Annotated in this window: 17 protein-coding genes; 14 read left to right on the forward strand and 3 right to left on the reverse strand. The window is 41.5% G+C overall.

The window, feature by feature from the left end; translation table 11 throughout:
- The first annotated feature begins 10 nt into the window (after positions 1-10).
- The 12 genes from PQ477_RS14750 (at position 11) to PQ477_RS14805 (ending at position 11655) form a co-directional block, all read left to right on the forward strand.
- Positions 11-2665 carry a phage tail tape measure protein gene (locus PQ477_RS14750; protein ID WP_274272338.1) on the forward strand — a complete coding sequence of 885 codons (2655 nt, stop codon included), beginning with the start codon at positions 11-13 and terminating at the stop codon, positions 2663-2665.
- Positions 2656-3402: a hypothetical protein gene (locus PQ477_RS14755; RefSeq protein WP_274272339.1), complete on the forward strand. Its 747-nt coding sequence runs from the start codon at positions 2656-2658 to the stop codon at positions 3400-3402. Before PQ477_RS14750 ends, PQ477_RS14755 begins: the two co-directional genes overlap by 10 nt.
- Positions 3403-4053: 651 nt before the next feature.
- A complete protein-coding gene (locus PQ477_RS14760) occupies positions 4054-4596 on the forward strand; it encodes a tyrosine-type recombinase/integrase (protein ID WP_255224987.1) in 543 nt (180 codons plus the stop codon).
- 63 nt (positions 4597-4659) lie between these two features.
- The gene (locus PQ477_RS14765) at positions 4660-5145 is read left to right on the forward strand and encodes a hypothetical protein (protein ID WP_274272340.1); all 486 of its coding nucleotides are present in this window, start codon (positions 4660-4662) and stop codon (positions 5143-5145) included.
- Between the two features lie 756 nt (positions 5146-5901).
- A complete protein-coding gene (locus PQ477_RS14770) occupies positions 5902-6180 on the forward strand; it encodes a hypothetical protein (RefSeq protein ID WP_274272341.1) in 279 nt (92 codons plus the stop codon).
- Positions 6181-6756: 576 nt separating this feature from the next.
- Entirely contained in the window at positions 6757-7305 is a 549-nt protein-coding gene (locus PQ477_RS14775; RefSeq protein ID WP_060705468.1) for a DUF6241 domain-containing protein, read from the forward strand.
- Between the two features lie 287 nt (positions 7306-7592).
- Positions 7593-7967: a sigma factor-like helix-turn-helix DNA-binding protein gene (locus PQ477_RS14780; protein WP_274272342.1), complete on the forward strand. Its 375-nt coding sequence runs from the start codon at positions 7593-7595 to the stop codon at positions 7965-7967.
- A 1-nt stretch (position 7968) separates the two neighbouring features.
- Positions 7969-8358: a hypothetical protein gene (locus tag PQ477_RS14785; protein ID WP_060705466.1), complete on the forward strand. Its 390-nt coding sequence runs from the start codon at positions 7969-7971 to the stop codon at positions 8356-8358.
- A 285-nt stretch (positions 8359-8643) separates the two neighbouring features.
- Positions 8644-9171 (forward strand): hypothetical protein, encoded by a 528-nt coding sequence (locus PQ477_RS14790; RefSeq protein ID WP_274272344.1) that lies wholly within the window; start codon positions 8644-8646, stop codon positions 9169-9171.
- Between the two features lie 516 nt (positions 9172-9687).
- A complete protein-coding gene (locus PQ477_RS14795; RefSeq protein ID WP_055737291.1) occupies positions 9688-10023 on the forward strand; it encodes a hypothetical protein in 336 nt (111 codons plus the stop codon).
- A gap of 101 nt (positions 10024-10124) precedes the next feature.
- Positions 10125-10613, forward strand: coding sequence for an LURP-one-related/scramblase family protein (locus PQ477_RS14800; RefSeq protein ID WP_274272346.1), 489 nt, complete (start codon positions 10125-10127; stop codon positions 10611-10613).
- 91 nt (positions 10614-10704) lie between these two features.
- Positions 10705-11655 (forward strand): quinone oxidoreductase family protein, encoded by a 951-nt coding sequence (locus PQ477_RS14805; protein WP_035396837.1) that lies wholly within the window; start codon positions 10705-10707, stop codon positions 11653-11655.
- A 33-nt stretch (positions 11656-11688) separates the two neighbouring features.
- Here PQ477_RS14805 and PQ477_RS14810 read toward each other — a convergent pair whose 3' ends face one another.
- The gene (locus PQ477_RS14810; protein WP_060705462.1) at positions 11689-12903 is read right to left on the reverse strand and encodes a metal ABC transporter solute-binding protein, Zn/Mn family; all 1215 of its coding nucleotides are present in this window, start codon (positions 12901-12903) and stop codon (positions 11689-11691) included.
- 110 nt (positions 12904-13013) lie between these two features.
- Here PQ477_RS14810 and PQ477_RS14815 point away from each other — a divergent pair, with 110 nt between their 5' ends.
- A complete protein-coding gene (locus PQ477_RS14815) occupies positions 13014-13721 on the forward strand; it encodes a glycerophosphodiester phosphodiesterase (RefSeq protein WP_052008148.1) in 708 nt (235 codons plus the stop codon).
- 50 nt (positions 13722-13771) lie between these two features.
- Positions 13772-14686, forward strand: a complete 915-nt coding sequence (locus tag PQ477_RS14820; RefSeq protein WP_060705460.1) for a DUF6612 family protein — start codon at positions 13772-13774, stop codon at positions 14684-14686.
- A 45-nt stretch (positions 14687-14731) separates the two neighbouring features.
- Here PQ477_RS14820 and PQ477_RS14825 read toward each other — a convergent pair whose 3' ends face one another.
- Complete coding sequence (locus PQ477_RS14825; RefSeq protein ID WP_274272349.1) at positions 14732-15466, reverse strand: DUF6081 family protein; 735 nt, start codon at positions 15464-15466, stop codon at positions 14732-14734.
- A gap of 17 nt (positions 15467-15483) precedes the next feature.
- On the reverse strand, positions 15484-16410 hold the full coding sequence (locus tag PQ477_RS14830) for a prenyltransferase (RefSeq protein ID WP_246117154.1): 927 nt from the start codon (positions 16408-16410) through the stop codon (positions 15484-15486).
- Positions 16411-16469: the final 59 nt, after the last annotated feature.

The following is a 16469-nucleotide window of genomic DNA, read 5'->3' on the forward strand; positions in this document are numbered from 1 at the left end:
GAGGAGTTAAATGGCAAACGCAGGAGATATAGTAGCAAGATTACGACTAGAAAATGATGATTTTAGGCGCGGAGCGGAAGCGGCGAAGCAAGATATGGAGCAAATGTCTGCGAAAGCAAAAAGTGTTTCGGACGATATAAAGACGATACAAAAGATTTCAGCGGCGGCGTTTGGCGGAGCTACGGCGGCAATTGGCGGCTCAATCGCAATGGCGGCTAACTTCGAGCAAGGTATGGCAAGGGTTAAGGCGATTTCAGGCGCGACGGACGAAGAGTTTGCGGCATTAACACAAACGGCGCGTGACCTCGGACGTACTACGAGATTTACGAGTATGGACGCGGCTGATGGACTAGCTTACTTAAGCATGGCGGGCTTTACTGCAACGCAATCCATGGAAGCTTTACCAGGCGTACTAAATCTAGCCGGAGCCGCGGGAATCGACCTCGGATCATCAGCGGATATTGTGTCGAATATACTTCAAGGCTTTGGAATGAGTGCCGATGATACAGGACGAGCAGTCGACGTATTAGTAGAAGCTATGACGTCAGCTAATACAGATTTACCACAGTTAGGTAACGCGATGTCGTATGTTGCCCCGGTAGCTTCCGCTTTAGGATTAAGTATAGAAGAAACGACCGCTGCTGTAGCTAAGCTTAGTGACGCCGGGATTCAGGGCGGAAAAGCTGGGACAACGCTACGTATGGCGTTACTATCGCTTGCAAACCCAACAGGTCAAACGGAGAAAGCCATGGAAAAACTCGGTATTAACGTTCTAACAGCCGAAGGAGCCATGAAACCGTTACCGGAATTAATTGGCGAAATTGCTGATAAAACGGAAGGTATGACGGATGCCCAAAAAACACAAACGGTCGCTCAATTAGTCGGTACTCAAGCGGCTTCCGGCTTTATTGCGTTACTAGACGTAGGGGAAGACGCGCTCGCTGATTACACACAAGGTCTAAAAGAGTCAGAAGGAGCCGCGCAAGCTATTGCCGATACGCAAAACAACACAGTTTTAGGAGCGTTTGATGCGTTTAAATCCGCGTTAGCCGACATTGGAATTTCCATTGGCAATGAGTACCTTCCGATGGTTAAAGACGTCCTCAACGGTGGAGCGGACATGTTGCGTAAGTTTGGCGACTTAGACCCGGCGTTAGTAACTACCGCATTAAACTTTATTGCGATTTCGAGCGGGATAGGTTTGGCAATAACGACAATCGGAAAGTTAGCCATTGCAATAAAGGGTCTATATGCTTCAATGGGTCCCGCTGGTTGGTTAATTTTAGGTATCTCCTTGTTAGGGGGCGCTATCATCTCGTCTAAGATCGCTGCGGAAGATTTCACCGAAGTTAACTTGGAGCTCGCGGAGACTATGATAGAGACGCAAGACGCCCTACAATTGCAAATCGACCAATTCGATGAACTAAGCTCAAAATCTAGGCTAACAACAGATGAGTTTATGGAGCTTATTGACATTCAAGATGAGTTAGGTCGCGCGGTCGATCAGAATAGGATTGACGAGCTAACGGAGAGGCAGGAAGCCTTGCGCGAAAAATCAGGTCTATCAAATGATGAACTAAATACCATGATCGGCTTAAATGACTCACTAATTGAAAAAGTTCCGGAAACAGCTCATGCTATTTCTGAACAAGGTAATCGAGTGGTCGAAACAACAGATTCATTTAAGGACTACAACAAAGAATTAAACGACGCCACGATAAGAGAACTAGAGCGACAAAAAATAATCGCAGAAGGTAAAGAGCGTGAGCTTCAGGAAGAAGTAAATCAGCTAAAAAAAGAGCACAACGAATCACTAGAGCTTGAAAAAGAATACCGTGCTGAGTTTAAGAATTTCGATGAAGAAGCCTCTATCGCTAGGATTGAACAGTTACAAAGTCAGCTTGACAGTAACGAGCTACGCGGCAGGGATGCGCAATTTGCAAGAGCGTCGATCAAGGCGGAAGAAGACAAACTCGAACGTTTTCGAGAGCAATACGTTTCGCAAATGGAAATAAGCGACGAGCTTGCGGAACAGATCAAGCAGAAGGAAACGGAAATCGGCATGGCTGATGAGATAAACGGCATGATCGTCGAGCAACTTCTCCAACAAGTCGGCTTAAACGGCACACGCGAGGACGGTATAGGACTTCTTGAGGAAGCTATCGCGAAGGAACAAGAGCAAATCGACAAATCCGAAGAATTACGTGGTTCCCAGGAGGGACTTAACGAGCAGGTAGACGCTGAAATCGGACGTCGTAATGAGGCGATCGCAAAGTATCAAGACGCGAAGGCTCAAATCGAAGAAATTCTCGGCTTACAATCGAGCACTAACGATGCCATTCAAACAGGTACCGGAAACGTCGGAGAACTGGAAATTAAGTATAGAGGCGCGGTCGATCGTATCAACGACGGAAACTCGGCGCAAGTTGAAGTTAACAACCGTATTGACGAGGGAATTAAAAAAGGAGACTCGTTAAACCAAACCTTAGCAGAGAGGATCGCGAAACTTATCGACGTGGACGATCAGGGTGGCGCCGATGCTTTAAACGAAAAACTTTCACGTCCTATCACAAAATCAATTACATTCTGCGAAGGAAAGACTTTTAACACCAAAGTAAGTAGCACGCAAAAGAAAAAAGCAAGGGAGGTTTTGCTATGTCTTTAATCACTGGGGTTGTTCATAATGACTACGTAATGCTTACGGGGGATCGCGCCACAATAGCCTTGACCTATGACGTATTTGATGACGGCGAAGTAACCAAGCGTTGTTTCAATACCGTTGAAATTGATACTCCGAAAGTCGAACAACTTACAACTAAAGTATTACTTGGAATCACTGGATGCGTAGATATTGGCGTTAAATTAAGAAATTTCTTGCGTGATAGAATTAAGCTAGACGACAACCTTAGTGAATGTGCTGATCTGTTAGAGTTTTTTATACGCGAATTAGAGACGGACACATCGGTCGAGGCTTCATGGTTTTTAAGTGATTTTGGCGCGGACACATCCGTATATATGCTCGGATTTACTAGTGAAGGCAGACAAGGGATAGTTAGCTACGACAGTGGACTAAATGCGAAGGTCAACGTAGAGTTACAGGGTGCTAGCGATTACATGTCATTCGCTGATGGTGTGGGCACTAAAGCGCTTGATGATCCGTTCGAGCTGACGGAGAAGCAGCATCCGGGCATACTGACTTTTATGCAACGTGCCGATGATATCCACCGCGTCATATCATACGCTAACCCTCGGCTGGTATCGCAACAGTACGATTTAATTACGTTAGATCGTGACGGTAACGTTACGGTGTCGGCATTTAGCACCGAAGACCGATACGGTGAGCTAGCCGGTAAAGACGTCGGTGTATTTGTCAGTGACGTTAACGCGATATATGCTGAATAGGTAGTACGATGTATCCTACGTAGGTAGGCGTATCATTCCCGCGCTATTATATGAAGGAACACGTCATAAGCGGTGTCAAGTACGGATGCTTGACGATACATCTACGAGGGGATTACGCGGTTACACCAGCAAAGGTCGCCTACTGTAGAAGGGGTCGCCAAACCTCGGGGGTCATGCCATATCATAGCCGATACTATACGGTAGGATACCGCCGGAACACCGTACTATTATGCAGTAGTTTATGCAAGAGCCGCGGAAGATTGACGGAAAGGAAACGTTAATTCTACGCGGTTTCTTCTTTGCATAAATAATTGTCAGCCAAACTTACGAAGACTCGTTTCGAAAACGCTGATCTAAAAGGCTTTTAACTTAGCATCGAATGTAAGATAAGTCACTTTCCATACATAAGATATTCACGAAAATGTATTTCGTATTCATTATTAAAGAGGTCGGAAAGTATCGCAAGCTGTTTCGTTGACCACGCAAAATGCCGTCGCCCCAACGCCCCTCCTCAAGAACCCTGAGCCTGCTGAATCGAACTTGCTTACAAATTTTTAAACCGAGGGGGTAAAACGCTTGACTCCTATTAATAGTCGCGCTATTATGAATGTACGATTACAGAACGTACTATTACATAAAGGGGCGATATAAATGGCAGAAGTAGGCGCGCTACAAACAGACGCGGATATTAAACGTTGGGAAAACTCGTTATATGGTCGAAATCGTCTATTAGTTACGATTGGCGTCTCATTTGGTCTTAGAATTAGCGATTTGCTTAAGCTAAAGGTCGGCGATCTTCGCGGCAAGACGTCGTTAGATATTCGCGAGCAAAAGACAGGCAAAGAACGCACGGTTACGTTTAATAGAAAGGTTATCGCTGCGGCAAAGACGTTAGAGGGCGCGGACTCCGACTATATCTTCGTGTCACGTAAAGGCGGTAACAAGCCGATTTCCACCACGCAGGCTTATCGTATATTGAAAGACGGAGCAGACCGCGCTGGGTTATCGGAGAAAGTAGGCGCGATCGGTACGCACAGCCTACGTAAGTCGTTCGGGAGAAAACTATACAGAAGCGGGTATAAATTGCCGGAAATTATGAACATTCTCGGTCATTCTTCGGAAAAAATGACGCTTAGGTACATCGGGATAACGAAAGAAAACGTCGCGGTTGCGTATAAGGCGATAGATTGGTGATTGATGGTAAAATCTGTTATGATCTTATAAGAGATTAAATTAATTTCATGGGAGAGGATTTAAGTGGACTGGTATAAAAGGCTTTCTAAACATAAATTTAATAATAGTTTGTATTTTGATCATTTCTTAGATTTAGTTAACGCTGAATTAAAGAAGTACAATGCAGATGAAATGGTTGCTATCGAGGAAGTGTCAGCCGAGAACCAAATCTATATTTTGGCTGTGCTAAATAATCGTTTTTTAGAGTTTAGTACCGATATTATAAATGGTAACGATTTCGAACTTGTGACAAGGTCTTATCCACTAAAAAATATTAAAGAAACCAAGAAAACAGTTAATGTTATAAACAATAATCAAAATCAAGCTGAGACATCTGATGAAGAGTTTCAATTTAGTTTTGAAAGAAGCCAAATTAATTATACTATAAAAAATGATTTAGCTCAGTTTGAAGGGTTATTGGAGTATGCGCATTATAAAGCTGATAATCTTGTACAGTCGCACAGAGAAGCAGACCTATATAAAATAATGAATCTAATTGTAAGCTACTAAAAAGTGCGGTATCTTCGCGCTGTCTCGTTTGATCCCGCTTTCCGCGCAAGTATATACGTAAGGCTGGCGGTCGGTAATCGCTATGATCTGCCCGTCGCGTCGGAGTCGTAACTTCATACCCGCCAAAAGTCGGAGCTCTCTCGTTCCGGCTCTATTTGGCGTACTACCCGCATGATCTTCCGCGTAACTGACGCCCCCGGCACGTAATCTTTGTCATTCGCGGCTATCCCGATCGTGTTACGTCCTACACCGCTTTCCTTCGCAAACTCCACCGTACTAATACTATTCTTGTCGAGCCATTTTCCGAATTGACTCCGCGGTTTTCCTAATCCGAACATTCCAACGCCTCCTAATCGCTTGTAAACACAGCCTTGACCGCGACGTACGATTTTATACGCATGATGCACGATTTTTTGTGCATATCGGACAAGCGCCTCCGCATAAACGTAATTATCAGACGTCAAGGAGGCTTTAAAATGACAAATAAAACCGATTCACCTTACCGCCCGACCGTACGATACGCGCCGATCTACAAGGAGTACGTAAACGACCTGTTCCACGCGACGACGCTCGACCGTTCGCAGATTATCCGGGCTGCCTTATTCACCGCGGCTCACTCGCCGGAGTTCCTAGCGCAAATAGAATCGCATCTCAAGCGAGACGTCCCTATACCCTCCCCTCGTTGGAACCGCGTAGATACCGTACTATGGCGGGAACAAAGCCCGCAGCTAAAGAGCGAAGAGGGGGACGTCACACATGAAAGTGATAATCGCAAAGGAAACGTTGAGCCAGTCGTCATCACAACCGATAGGGCGCAAGAAGCCGTTGAACCACCGAAGCCGGGACGCATTAGGTCGCTTTTCCGCGGAGGAATCACGCTCAAGCTATGAGGTAAGACCGCGGGAACTTAAACTCGTAAAGGTGAGCGGGAGTTACGGTAGCTACGTCGTTAAGACGCGTTGGCTAACCGATGAACAGTGGGCTATTTTTATAATAATTTCATTGACCGTATTATATTTAACGCTGACAAAATAGCAAGACCAAAATTAACTAATCTTACTACTAATCTATTAAATTCCCTTGACCGTATATTTAATGTATGCGTATAATAACGGAAAAGATGGACGGTTTGCACGTAGTCGTGCGCTATAAAATCGCCACAATGGACGGATAAAATAGGCGTAGTGCCTTACGGGAGAAGGAACGAGTAGTTTAACGACTCAAAATCGTGTTCCTTTGGAGTGTCGGTTCGACCCCGACCACCGGTATCGTGAAACGTAGGTTGAAACACCTGTTAAATCAGCATTTCTAGAGTAGTCTAGGTGCTGATTTTTTTGTGTCATACACACGACTACCCTTGAAAAATCGTACGCGACGAATCGTACGTTTAGAAAAATACATCCGAACGAATGTCACTTTTATGACGTACTTTTCAAGAGATAAAGTATACCTAATTTTTCGTTCTTCCTACGGCAACCGACATAAATTTTAAAATTAACAAAAAATTATTAACAATCTGCTTACAATGAGACAAAACTATGATAGACTGCATGTGATAGGGATAATTACATAGTCAGAAAGAATGGTGACTTGTTTGAGGGGTTGTTTTGGATGAAGAAATTTATCATTTTCCTTTCTATAGTAGGTGTGATGGGACTTATTGGTTTTGGAGGCTTTTATTTTGGGCAGAATGCTCTTGAGCGTATGGCTTCATCAGAGGAGCAACATGGCAGCGATAGTGGGGACGACACGAATAATCATTCAGGTGAAAGTGACGTTCAAACAGAAGAACTCGTGCTTACTGCTTCTATTGATGAAGATTTACATGATTTATTTCCTAAAGATCTGTCAGAGCGAGCGATGCAAGAGGCGATTCATTACATGTCCCACGGACTTGTAGAAGCAGAGCAAAAGTGGGGAAAAATCCAGCTGACAGAAGAGCGAATTGAATGGTTGCTTGACATTGCTACTGTAAGAGCAGATGAGTTTACCCATGGTAGCCGCTATGAGCAAATTTTATTAAGGTGGCATGAAGGGGATTTTAGTCAAGCTGTTGAAGACCATAACTTCGTTTGGGGACTATGGGGAGGAACGATTGGAAAAGCAACACGTTTGCTTACGCCAGCAGAGGTAGACACATATAATGATAAACATTTTTAATTTAATAAGCCACTGCACATACAAATGTGCGGTGGTTTTTGATTTTTTTTAATTGGCTTCTCTTTATAGTGTTGTTCAAAGGTTTTTTGTAAGAACAATGATGTAATGGAGGGATCAATATGTTTTTTTTACTCGCTTTAATTTGTCAAATTACGTTATTCTTTTTTATCACATTAGGTGCATTAGTTAATAAAATTGAAAACAAAATAGCATTCTATATTTTATGGATTGTTACGGCTATACCGACATTTTATCTAGTTTTTCAATAGGTAAAGGGAGAGACAAACATGAAAAAGGTAAGTCGAGAAGCGGTTACGATTCGATTAGAAGAACAATATGGAATGCTGTCATCTGCAAAACAAGTACAACATTTGTTAAGAGATATCCATTCTCTTCAATCAAGGGTACTACACGATGATTTTGCAGCTTGTGACATCTTTATTGATCTACAAGATGCTATAGAACAAGCCGATTTAACAAAGCGTCAGCGTGACGCGTTATACTATGTTTATATGTGTGATTACACCCAAGTCGAGGCGGCAGAGAAAATGGGGATCGCTCAACAAAACGTCAGAGAGTTACTAAAACGTTCAACAGAAAGAATTGCAGATATTTTTTTCTATTGGACTCATCATGATTTAGGGTATAGAGGAGGCATTTAAAATGACAGAACAATACCTTCTAGATCGTATGAAAGATTTAAAGATCCACGCAAAGACAGGGGCGATGTCTAGACCGGGACGGTTTAAAGAAATTGAGAAGTTGATTGAAGCTTATTACGTCCAACATGAGAAAGTGCCTCCTAGTTATATGTTAGAGAAACTGGCATCTCTTTGTTTACATGAAGAGCTGAGTAATCGTAATAGTCATAAAATGGCTCACGAGTGCTTTCCGATCTTAACGGATCATCAACACACCCGTAGAAATAAGCGGGAGAAAGTGTATCATCAGATTGAATTTAGGCGCTCGCCTATTACAGGCAGCCGATCGGTCTCCTATGTAAGTGAGGACAATAGCCATACAAAAGGAAAACAAGTGTTTTATGTAAGCTAAAAAATTTTTTGCTAAAATAAGAACGTATGATCGTGTTTTTTGTTTAGGTTCACGCCTTATAAGTGAGGAAGAGGAGAATTCCTTAGAGAATAAGAGAGGAGGACGAGAATATGAACAGCATAAATATAAAAACAAAATCAGTTTTACATTAACTTAGGTTAAGAACGCGATTGTGAAGTTGAACTTTTAAGTGCGCATCACTAATAAATATCAAAATGTAGGGGTAATTGATATTTTTTTGATGAATGTAGCCACTTATAAAAAATTGATGAGGTGAATTTTACTATGAGTATTTGCATTAATAGAAGTGGTAGACAAGTTCCAGTTTACCGTGCTTTTAGTACTACGAGAATTGGAACGATTTTTCCTAATGAATTATTTTCTTACAGTGGATATGATGGAAGGTACTCCCATTTTTTCTTTAGAAATGCAAGTGGTCAGTGGGTAAGTGGTGCAAATGAAAATGTACCAAGAAATTTTTTAAGTAATGCTTATAGTGCAGGTTTTCGTAGAAGTACGGTTACACTGGGAGGTACGTTGTACAATGTATTTGATGTTCGTCGTACTGCAAATGTTTACCGCGTCGATGGATCACGTTGGGGTTCGGTTGCTGCTGGGCAAAAAATTGCAACTACAGGGTCGCCGCCTAGTGGTAACAGCCTGACTTGGACAACGCGTGTTAATTATGTACGAAGCACTTCAGGTTCATGGGTTCGAGTATCCAGTGGTACAAACACGCATTACGGTTTTGTTGATACTGGTATTCGTAGTGGTTCTATGCCCTCTAGTATTGGAATTTATGGGAATTGGTAAAAGGATTGAGGCCGCCAATAAGGTGTCTCAGAGCGTGTGAAAACCTCGATTTAAAGAAATCACAATCGGGGTTTTCTAGCCTCCTGTTAATAAATGAAGCCCAAGAACGAATGTTTTCTTTGAGATGAAATGGCTTTTTTCGCCTACGATAACTTCAAGTTTCTAGTTCATCGCAGCGAAAAAGCATTTTCATATACTCTGTTTGCAATTTTTAAGGTCTTGTATCCTTCATTAAATACAAGGGCTTGTGAGGTAGCTACTTTGTTGAGCAACTGGTTTAATAACGATTAACTAGTGAACTATCATACCTTTTATTAGGTTTAACTACTGTTCTTAACACAAAAAACAATCTGTAGTCCATTTCCAAACAGTCTTCTTCAGCTACTATTGAACATTATAGGATATACGGTTTTAATTTTAAAAAAGTGTTTAGATCTTTCTTAACAGCTCATTGAAAATGAAGCAAACTAAAAATTAGTGCAGAAAAGTGAGTTATAAAAGGAGGGGTTGGCGAAGATGACTGAGCCATCTGCATATGATCTCCTCCGTAAATTAACCGAAGTTGAGATTGCACTTGCGAAAGTAACGCAACAATTAGAAAGTCAGACGAGTGTGTTAGAAGAAGTGCGTAAGGAACTTTCAATGACGAGAGAGAAAGCCGATGCTGCTGAAGAAAAAGCAGAAATTGCATATAGAAAAGCGAAGCAGGCACTAGGGGAGATCAAACAGACTCGAGAAGAAACCTTACGAACGCAAAACGAGCGGAAAGTAGATAGACGTTGGTTTATAGGAACGGTGTTGACGGTAGTAAGCTTAATTATGCCAATGATCATCACGTTCTATTTTCAATAAAAAAGCAATTTTAGACAGACAGGGCTTAGAGCCTTGTCTGTTTCTTTTTTTTGAATCTTTTTTTGCCTAATCCCGTATATAAAGTGAGTGGAGGCGATTCGATGGATTTTTTCATTAAACAGCGGGTTTTTTCATTTCGGGATCAGTTTACAGTGTTCAATAGGGAAAAAAAGCCCGTTTACAAAGTAGGCGGGAAGTTTTTCTCTATTGGGGATCAGCTGGCGATTACGACTAGTGAAGGTGTGCCGGTGCTTCAAATTAAGCAGCATGTCTTTTCGCTTATGCCGCGTTATTCGATTGCGAATGATGAAAAAGAATTATGTGTTGTCTCTAAAAAGATGAGTTTCCTTCGTGCGCGCTATGAAATTGAACCACTTGGATGGACGATCGAGGGAAGTCTATTTGATCATCATTATGCGGTTAAAGATGGGACTACAACCATTATGACGGTTGAGAAAGAGTGGTTAAGTTGGGGTGATACATATCATTTGCATGTGGGTGAACCAAGGCATGAAACGATAAGTGTTGCGCTGATGATTGTGCTAGATATGGTCCATCATCAAAAAAGTAAAAACCAATCTGCCCCTTAACTAATAAAAAAACTGGATTACTGACGATTTGAATTATGAATGACCTCTAGCCGCGTTCTTCTTCTATAATAAAGAGGAAGGAGTGATGAGCATGCTTACTGTAAGGATGAATGAGCAAGCGGGTATAGTCGTGGAAGAAATGAATAAACCAGAACCTAAAGGCTTTGAGGTAAGAGTGAACGTCGTAATGTCGAGCTTAAATTTTGCTGATCTAAAAGTCGTTTCTGCAAGTAAGCCAGGTCAGTTAGGAATCGATCTTGTTGGGGTTGTTGACCAAGTAGGGGAACATGTAACGAAGGTACGTGTCGGTGATCGCGTTATAGCGTTTCCGAAGACGAGTGGTCATGCGGAGTATGCGATTGCCAATGAACAGTTAGTATACCGTATTCCAGCTACACTATCATGGGAGCAAGCTGCGGCATCGCCAATTGTTGTGTTTTTAAGCTATTTTCTTACTAAAGAGATTGTACCACTATCGCATGAGGATTCTATTATTGTACATGCGGCATCTGGCGGCGTCGGTACAACGCTTATTCAATTAGCAAAGCGTACAGGATTAAAAACGATTATTGGTACGGTTGGGTCTTTGGATAAAGCGGAAGCAGCTTACCGAGCGGGAGCTAGTCATGTGTGTACCTATCAGTCATTTAAGAATGATACATGGGCTATCACAGAAGGCAAAGGCGTCTCCGTTATCTTTGATAGTATTGCAGGGCATGTAACAGAGGATAGTTTACACGTGCTCGCTCATTTCGGGACGTTGATTCAGTTCGGGAATGCAAGTGGTCAGAAAAGTTATGTATCAAACGAAGATTTACATAAAAGCTGTCGTTCAATAAAAGGATTTAGTTTTGGAACCATGAGAGCGTTTAAACCTGATAGAGTAGAGAAAGCTGCGAGTAAAGTGCTAGATCTTCTTGCAGAAGGTACAGTAAAGACAGAGATTGATCGAGTCTTTTCCCTGACTGAAGCGAAGAATGCATATCGTTATTTTCAAACTCGTAAACACCAAGGAAAGATACTTCTTAAGATGAACCACTAAAAAAACAAGGCACCATAGAAGGATGCCTTGCTCTTATTCGTTGAGCGCTTTTTCTAGCGCATTAACGTTTTGGTACATTAAAGAAAAATAATCTTCCCCATTCTCTTTATCCTCTTCTGTTAGCGACTCTAAAGGATGGATGAGTAGGGCTTCCGCTTCTAAATGATCTTGGACGATCTCTGCTACTCGCGGTGTAATGTTTGGTTCAAAGAAGACGTAGGTGAGTCCAAGTTCTTGAGCTGCTTCAACGGTTTGGATTAATTCGGTTTGTGATGGTTCGCTTGTTGGTGAAATTCCTGCAATGCCAATTTGCTTCAAACCGTAGCGTTGCTGCCAATATCCGTAACCAGCGTGTGATACGATAAAGCTATCTCCCTGTGCAGTTTCAACTAGATCGATAAACGCTTCATCCAGTTCATGAAACTGAGCTTCTAGCGTTTGAAAGTTCTCATTAAAGTATTCTTCTTGCTCTGGTAAAAGCTCAGTTAATGTATCGCGAATGCTTTGAGCAATCTCAATGGATCGAATGGGATCTAACCATACGTGAGGATCTTGATCGCCATGATGATGGTCATCATGATCATCAATTAGAATGAGAACAGTGTCGCTAGTTGAGATAATCGTATCTTCTTCATCATATTGGATCGCTTTTACTTGCAAGTTATCTTGATCTGCTGTTAGGGTGAATTCAGTGGTAGGCTCTTCTGATGCTTGTTCCCAGTCTTCGTCATCTGTACGTGTATACCAAACCCATTCACCATCCTCTTCCACTGATAAAGTGAGTGAATCCCCACTGTGATAATGATCTTGAAGGCCATTTAGTTTAGTATCGCCTTCCTCAGCAATCGGAGATGCGTCCGTATGCTCACTGTGATCATGATCGCTATCAATTAAATGGGTTTGAGCACTTCCTTCTAAAACGTGTACAGATTGATTTTCTATAGCAGATAAAATGCTATCTGCAAAGGGCTCCAACTCTGCGCCATTGTAAATAAAGAGGTCTGCTTCTGCTACTTCAATCATTTCTTGTGGCGTTGGTTCATAGGTGTGTGCATCGGCTCCAGCAGGAACGATGTTTTCCACGTTTACAAAATCGCCGCCAATGGCTTTTGTCCAATCTTCATAAGGGAAAATCGATGTCTTTATATGCAATTGATCGCTATCTTCATCCGCTCCTTGATTACTATTGCAAGCAGCTACCATCACTAGTGCTACTAATCCAAGAGAGCGTAAATATGTTTTCTTCATTATATGCTCCTAACCGTAATAATTACGTTTTGTGTAACCTAAAGAATTATATCGCAATCATAATTATTTGTGAAGAGATAAGGCTAAATTCGGCCGAAGGGGGACAGTAAATGAATCGAATTATTGCCCATCGAGGGTTTTCTAGTCTTTATCCTGAAAACACGATGCGTGCGTTTGAAGAGGCCTTCAATAGTGGTTGTCGAATGATTGAATTGGATGTCCAATTAAGTTTGGACAATGTTCCAGTTGTTATACATGATGAGAAAGTAAACCGGGTAACAAATGGCAACGGTTTTGTACATACACTTACCCTTGCGGAATTACGAGAATTGAAAGTGATGGGAACAGAATCCATTCCAACGCTTAAAGAAGTGCTCAAACATTTTAAAGGGAAAGTTCAATTAATCATTGAACTGAAAAATCAAAAGCAGCTGGAAACAAAGATTGAAGAAAGAGTGTTAGCTGATATTATGGAAGTTGGAAGCTTGAAGGATGTGCAGGTAATTTCATTTGATCACGATTGTATTGACCGCCTGAAAAAAGTAGCACCACCTAAGCTGGAGGTTGGCTATATTCAGCGCAAGCCTACGAAAAGACTATTTAAACGAATGGAAAATCAACGTATTTCATCGGTGACGATGAACTATCTATTTTTCTCAAAGCGAGTGGTGAGAAAATGCCAAAGAGAAGGCTATCGACTCGTATTTTACAATGTAACAAAAGTAAAACAGATTCAAAGGTGTTTGCGCTATCCTCACGTTTATGTAACAGTGAAGGCGCTTAACAATTTGCCTCGTCTGTTTAAAGTAACGGACTAAAGGGTATATAAACAAAGATTATTATTGTGGAGGGTATTAACTTGAAAAAAATGACATGGTTGATCGTTGCACCTGCTAGTACACTGATGCTTGTAGCTTGTGGTGGTGACGAAACAGGTGGAGAAGAAAACAGTTCAACAGGAACAAATTCAAATGAAGAGGTTCAGCAAGGGGAATCCTTATCAGTTGAAGAGGTTTTAACAAATACCGAAGAAGCGATGAACAATGTAGATAGCTTTAGAACAGAAATGAGTATGACATACGATATTCGTATGTCAGCGGAAGAAGCAGATGAAACGATGGAATTTGCTGTTGATACAATAATGGACGCTATTTCTGAGCCACTTAGTTTTAAAATGAACACCATGATGACTGCTTCAGAGCTTGGGATGGATGTTAGCACGGATCAGTACTTCGAAGATGGCATCTTTTATATGGAAAATCCATTAGGTGAAGGCTGGTTAATGATGGATATTAGTGATGAGATGGAGTTAGAAGATGAGCTTCAAGTCGATTCACAAGAGCAAATTAATATGTTGAAAGACATGATGACACATATTGAGATGTCAGAGGAAGAGGATTCCTATGTTATTTCTATGGAAGGCGATAATGAAGACTTCCAACAGTTTATCCATTGGTTTATGGAAATGGGTGGCCAAAATGAAGCGGCTATCCCTCAAGAAGAATTAGATACGATGTTCGAGAATATGGAAGTCGAGAATATGACTTACAGCCTTGTTGTAGACAAAGATACATTCTATCAACAGTCAGTCGCTATGAGTGTTGATATGTTAATGGAGGAAGAAGGGGAAACGGCTAATTTTACGATGGACGTTGCTGGAACCTATTCCATGTACAATGAAATTGATTCAATTGATATACCGGATGAAGTCATTGAAAACAGTGTTGATATTGAAGAAATGTTCGGTGGGCTAGAGTTTGATGAAACAGAGGATGACATGTAAGGTCATTATGAGTGTCTAGTGAGCTATAGCTCACTAGACTTTTTTTTATTCTGCATCAGTCGAGCACGTGATAGTGACAGGAGAGTATTCACCAATGACTGTTTGTCCGTGAACAGATACACTACCTTCGTTCGTAAGATCTTTTTCTGTCATAATACCAAGTGCAATTGTGAATTGGTTTAATTTTACTGGTATATTAGTCTCCCGTCTTACTTCTTGCCCGTTTACATAAAAAAGGGCTTCGTCCCTCTGCCGATCGTATCGAATGGTAAATGTATTAAATTCATGAGGTTTAAAATGATCTGTTGCTTCTTTAAATAAGCAGAAGTATTTGGTTTTTCCAGTGTCAGGTACTGTCACACCAGGAAACGGTAAAATGCCATAAACCGATGCGTATTGATCGTCTGTTGCAAAGAAATCAAGCGCTGCACCTGTAGTGAAATCAAGCAAATTAAATGAAACATATCCATCGTATAGATCTCCAGGCTTCGTATCTTTTGTTCGTGCTTTTATCTCTACCTCAATTTCGATCTGTCCTTCTTCAGGAATTTCAACAGGTTCAGCTGAATAATACATATGCTTCGCATTGTCTAAAATCTGAATAGAGTCATGATGGTTGGATAGAGGAGCACGTACATAGAGTGTCCTGTTGCGCACAATGACAACAGCTTCAGGCTCTTGGTATTTCCAGAAAGAGCCGTCTGGTAATGGGAACCCACCTATTTTCCATGTATCCTCGCTGGATAAAATTGTATCAAAATTACCTAAAACCTTTTTCACACAGCATCACTCCTTCTCTAAATTAGCCCGTAAATCAATAACGATCCTATAATAACGATACCGGTTCGCGTGGTTGCTTTTAAGGATGCGCCCATTAATTGTCCGTAGACCGGGCTTTTGTTTGTTGGACCGAGTTTCCTATAGACACTAGCAAGCGGAATGGCAGCGAATAAGGCAACAATTGCGTACCAAGGTAAAACACGAATAACGCTTAAAAGTGGAATGGAGAGAAAAGCGAGTGCAGCCAAACTTTTTGAAAAGATGAGACCATCTTTTTCCCCCCACAAAACAACCAATGTTTTTTTGCCAGCCTCTTGATCTGCGCGCCAGTGGAGGAAATGGTGATTAAACAAAATAAGTGTCGTTAATAGCCCCACTGGTATCGAAAGAAGAAAGACTTCCAAAGGCAATGAACGGGTCATCACAAAATAACTTCCGGTTATTGGAAGTACACCGAAAGCAAGAAAAATGGCGATCTCACTATAGCCTTTGCCTCTATAACCGAATTTTAAAGGCGGTGCTACATAGAAGTAAGCAATGAGTCCACCAGCAATTGCAAACAGCAGTAATTCCCAACCTCGTAAAATAGCTAAAAGAAGTCCCGACACAAACGCAATTACGAACAAAGCCCAAGTGACAAATGTAAATTGACCTTCGCTCACTTTGCCATTCGCCAATAATCGAGAATTAGTCGAAATGGATTCTTCGGATTTTTCGGCTTGCGTATCAACACCATTGCGGAAGTCCCATAAATCATTAATCATATTTGAAAACAAATGAGCTGCTAAAGCGCCAATTAAAGTAAGTAAAAAGAAGAACAGATGAAAAATCCCATCCCAAGCATAAGCAGCAACCGATCCAATCATAACAGGTAAAATCATAACAGGAAGCACTTGAGCTCGAGCGGCTTTAAGCCAAAATGTAAGTGTTTGTATGTTGTTCACCTCCTGCCATTCACGGACAACTAAGCTGTCCAATGATGACTATACACGTTGCTATTTAA

This window comes from Shouchella hunanensis (assembly GCF_028735875.1).
Lineage (GTDB): Bacteria > Bacillota > Bacilli > Bacillales > Bacillaceae_D > Shouchella > Shouchella hunanensis.

Bases quoted from the DNA above. Each gene is read 5' to 3' on its own strand.
- PQ477_RS14785 (WP_060705466.1), top strand. From the start codon at position 7,969: ATGACAGAACAATACCTTCTAGATCGTATGAAAGATTTAAAGATCCAC.
- PQ477_RS14820 (WP_060705460.1), top strand. From the start codon at position 13,772: ATGACATGGTTGATCGTTGCACCTGCTAGTACACTGATGCTTGTAGCT.
- PQ477_RS14775 (WP_060705468.1), top strand. From the start codon at position 6,757: ATGAAGAAATTTATCATTTTCCTTTCTATAGTAGGTGTGATGGGACTT.
- PQ477_RS14760 (WP_255224987.1), top strand. From the start codon at position 4,054: ATGGCAGAAGTAGGCGCGCTACAAACAGACGCGGATATTAAACGTTGG.
- PQ477_RS14780 (WP_274272342.1), top strand. From the start codon at position 7,593: ATGAAAAAGGTAAGTCGAGAAGCGGTTACGATTCGATTAGAAGAACAA.
- PQ477_RS14770 (WP_274272341.1), top strand. From the start codon at position 5,902: ATGAAAGTGATAATCGCAAAGGAAACGTTGAGCCAGTCGTCATCACAA.
- PQ477_RS14790 (WP_274272344.1), top strand. From the start codon at position 8,644: ATGAGTATTTGCATTAATAGAAGTGGTAGACAAGTTCCAGTTTACCGT.
- PQ477_RS14810 (WP_060705462.1), bottom strand. From the start codon at position 12,903: ATGAAGAAAACATATTTACGCTCTCTTGGATTAGTAGCACTAGTGATG.
- PQ477_RS14795 (WP_055737291.1), top strand. From the start codon at position 9,688: ATGACTGAGCCATCTGCATATGATCTCCTCCGTAAATTAACCGAAGTT.
- PQ477_RS14750 (WP_274272338.1), top strand. From the start codon at position 11: ATGGCAAACGCAGGAGATATAGTAGCAAGATTACGACTAGAAAATGAT.
- PQ477_RS14815 (WP_052008148.1), top strand. From the start codon at position 13,014: ATGAATCGAATTATTGCCCATCGAGGGTTTTCTAGTCTTTATCCTGAA.
- PQ477_RS14755 (WP_274272339.1), top strand. From the start codon at position 2,656: ATGTCTTTAATCACTGGGGTTGTTCATAATGACTACGTAATGCTTACG.
- PQ477_RS14800 (WP_274272346.1), top strand. From the start codon at position 10,125: ATGGATTTTTTCATTAAACAGCGGGTTTTTTCATTTCGGGATCAGTTT.
- PQ477_RS14805 (WP_035396837.1), top strand. From the start codon at position 10,705: ATGCTTACTGTAAGGATGAATGAGCAAGCGGGTATAGTCGTGGAAGAA.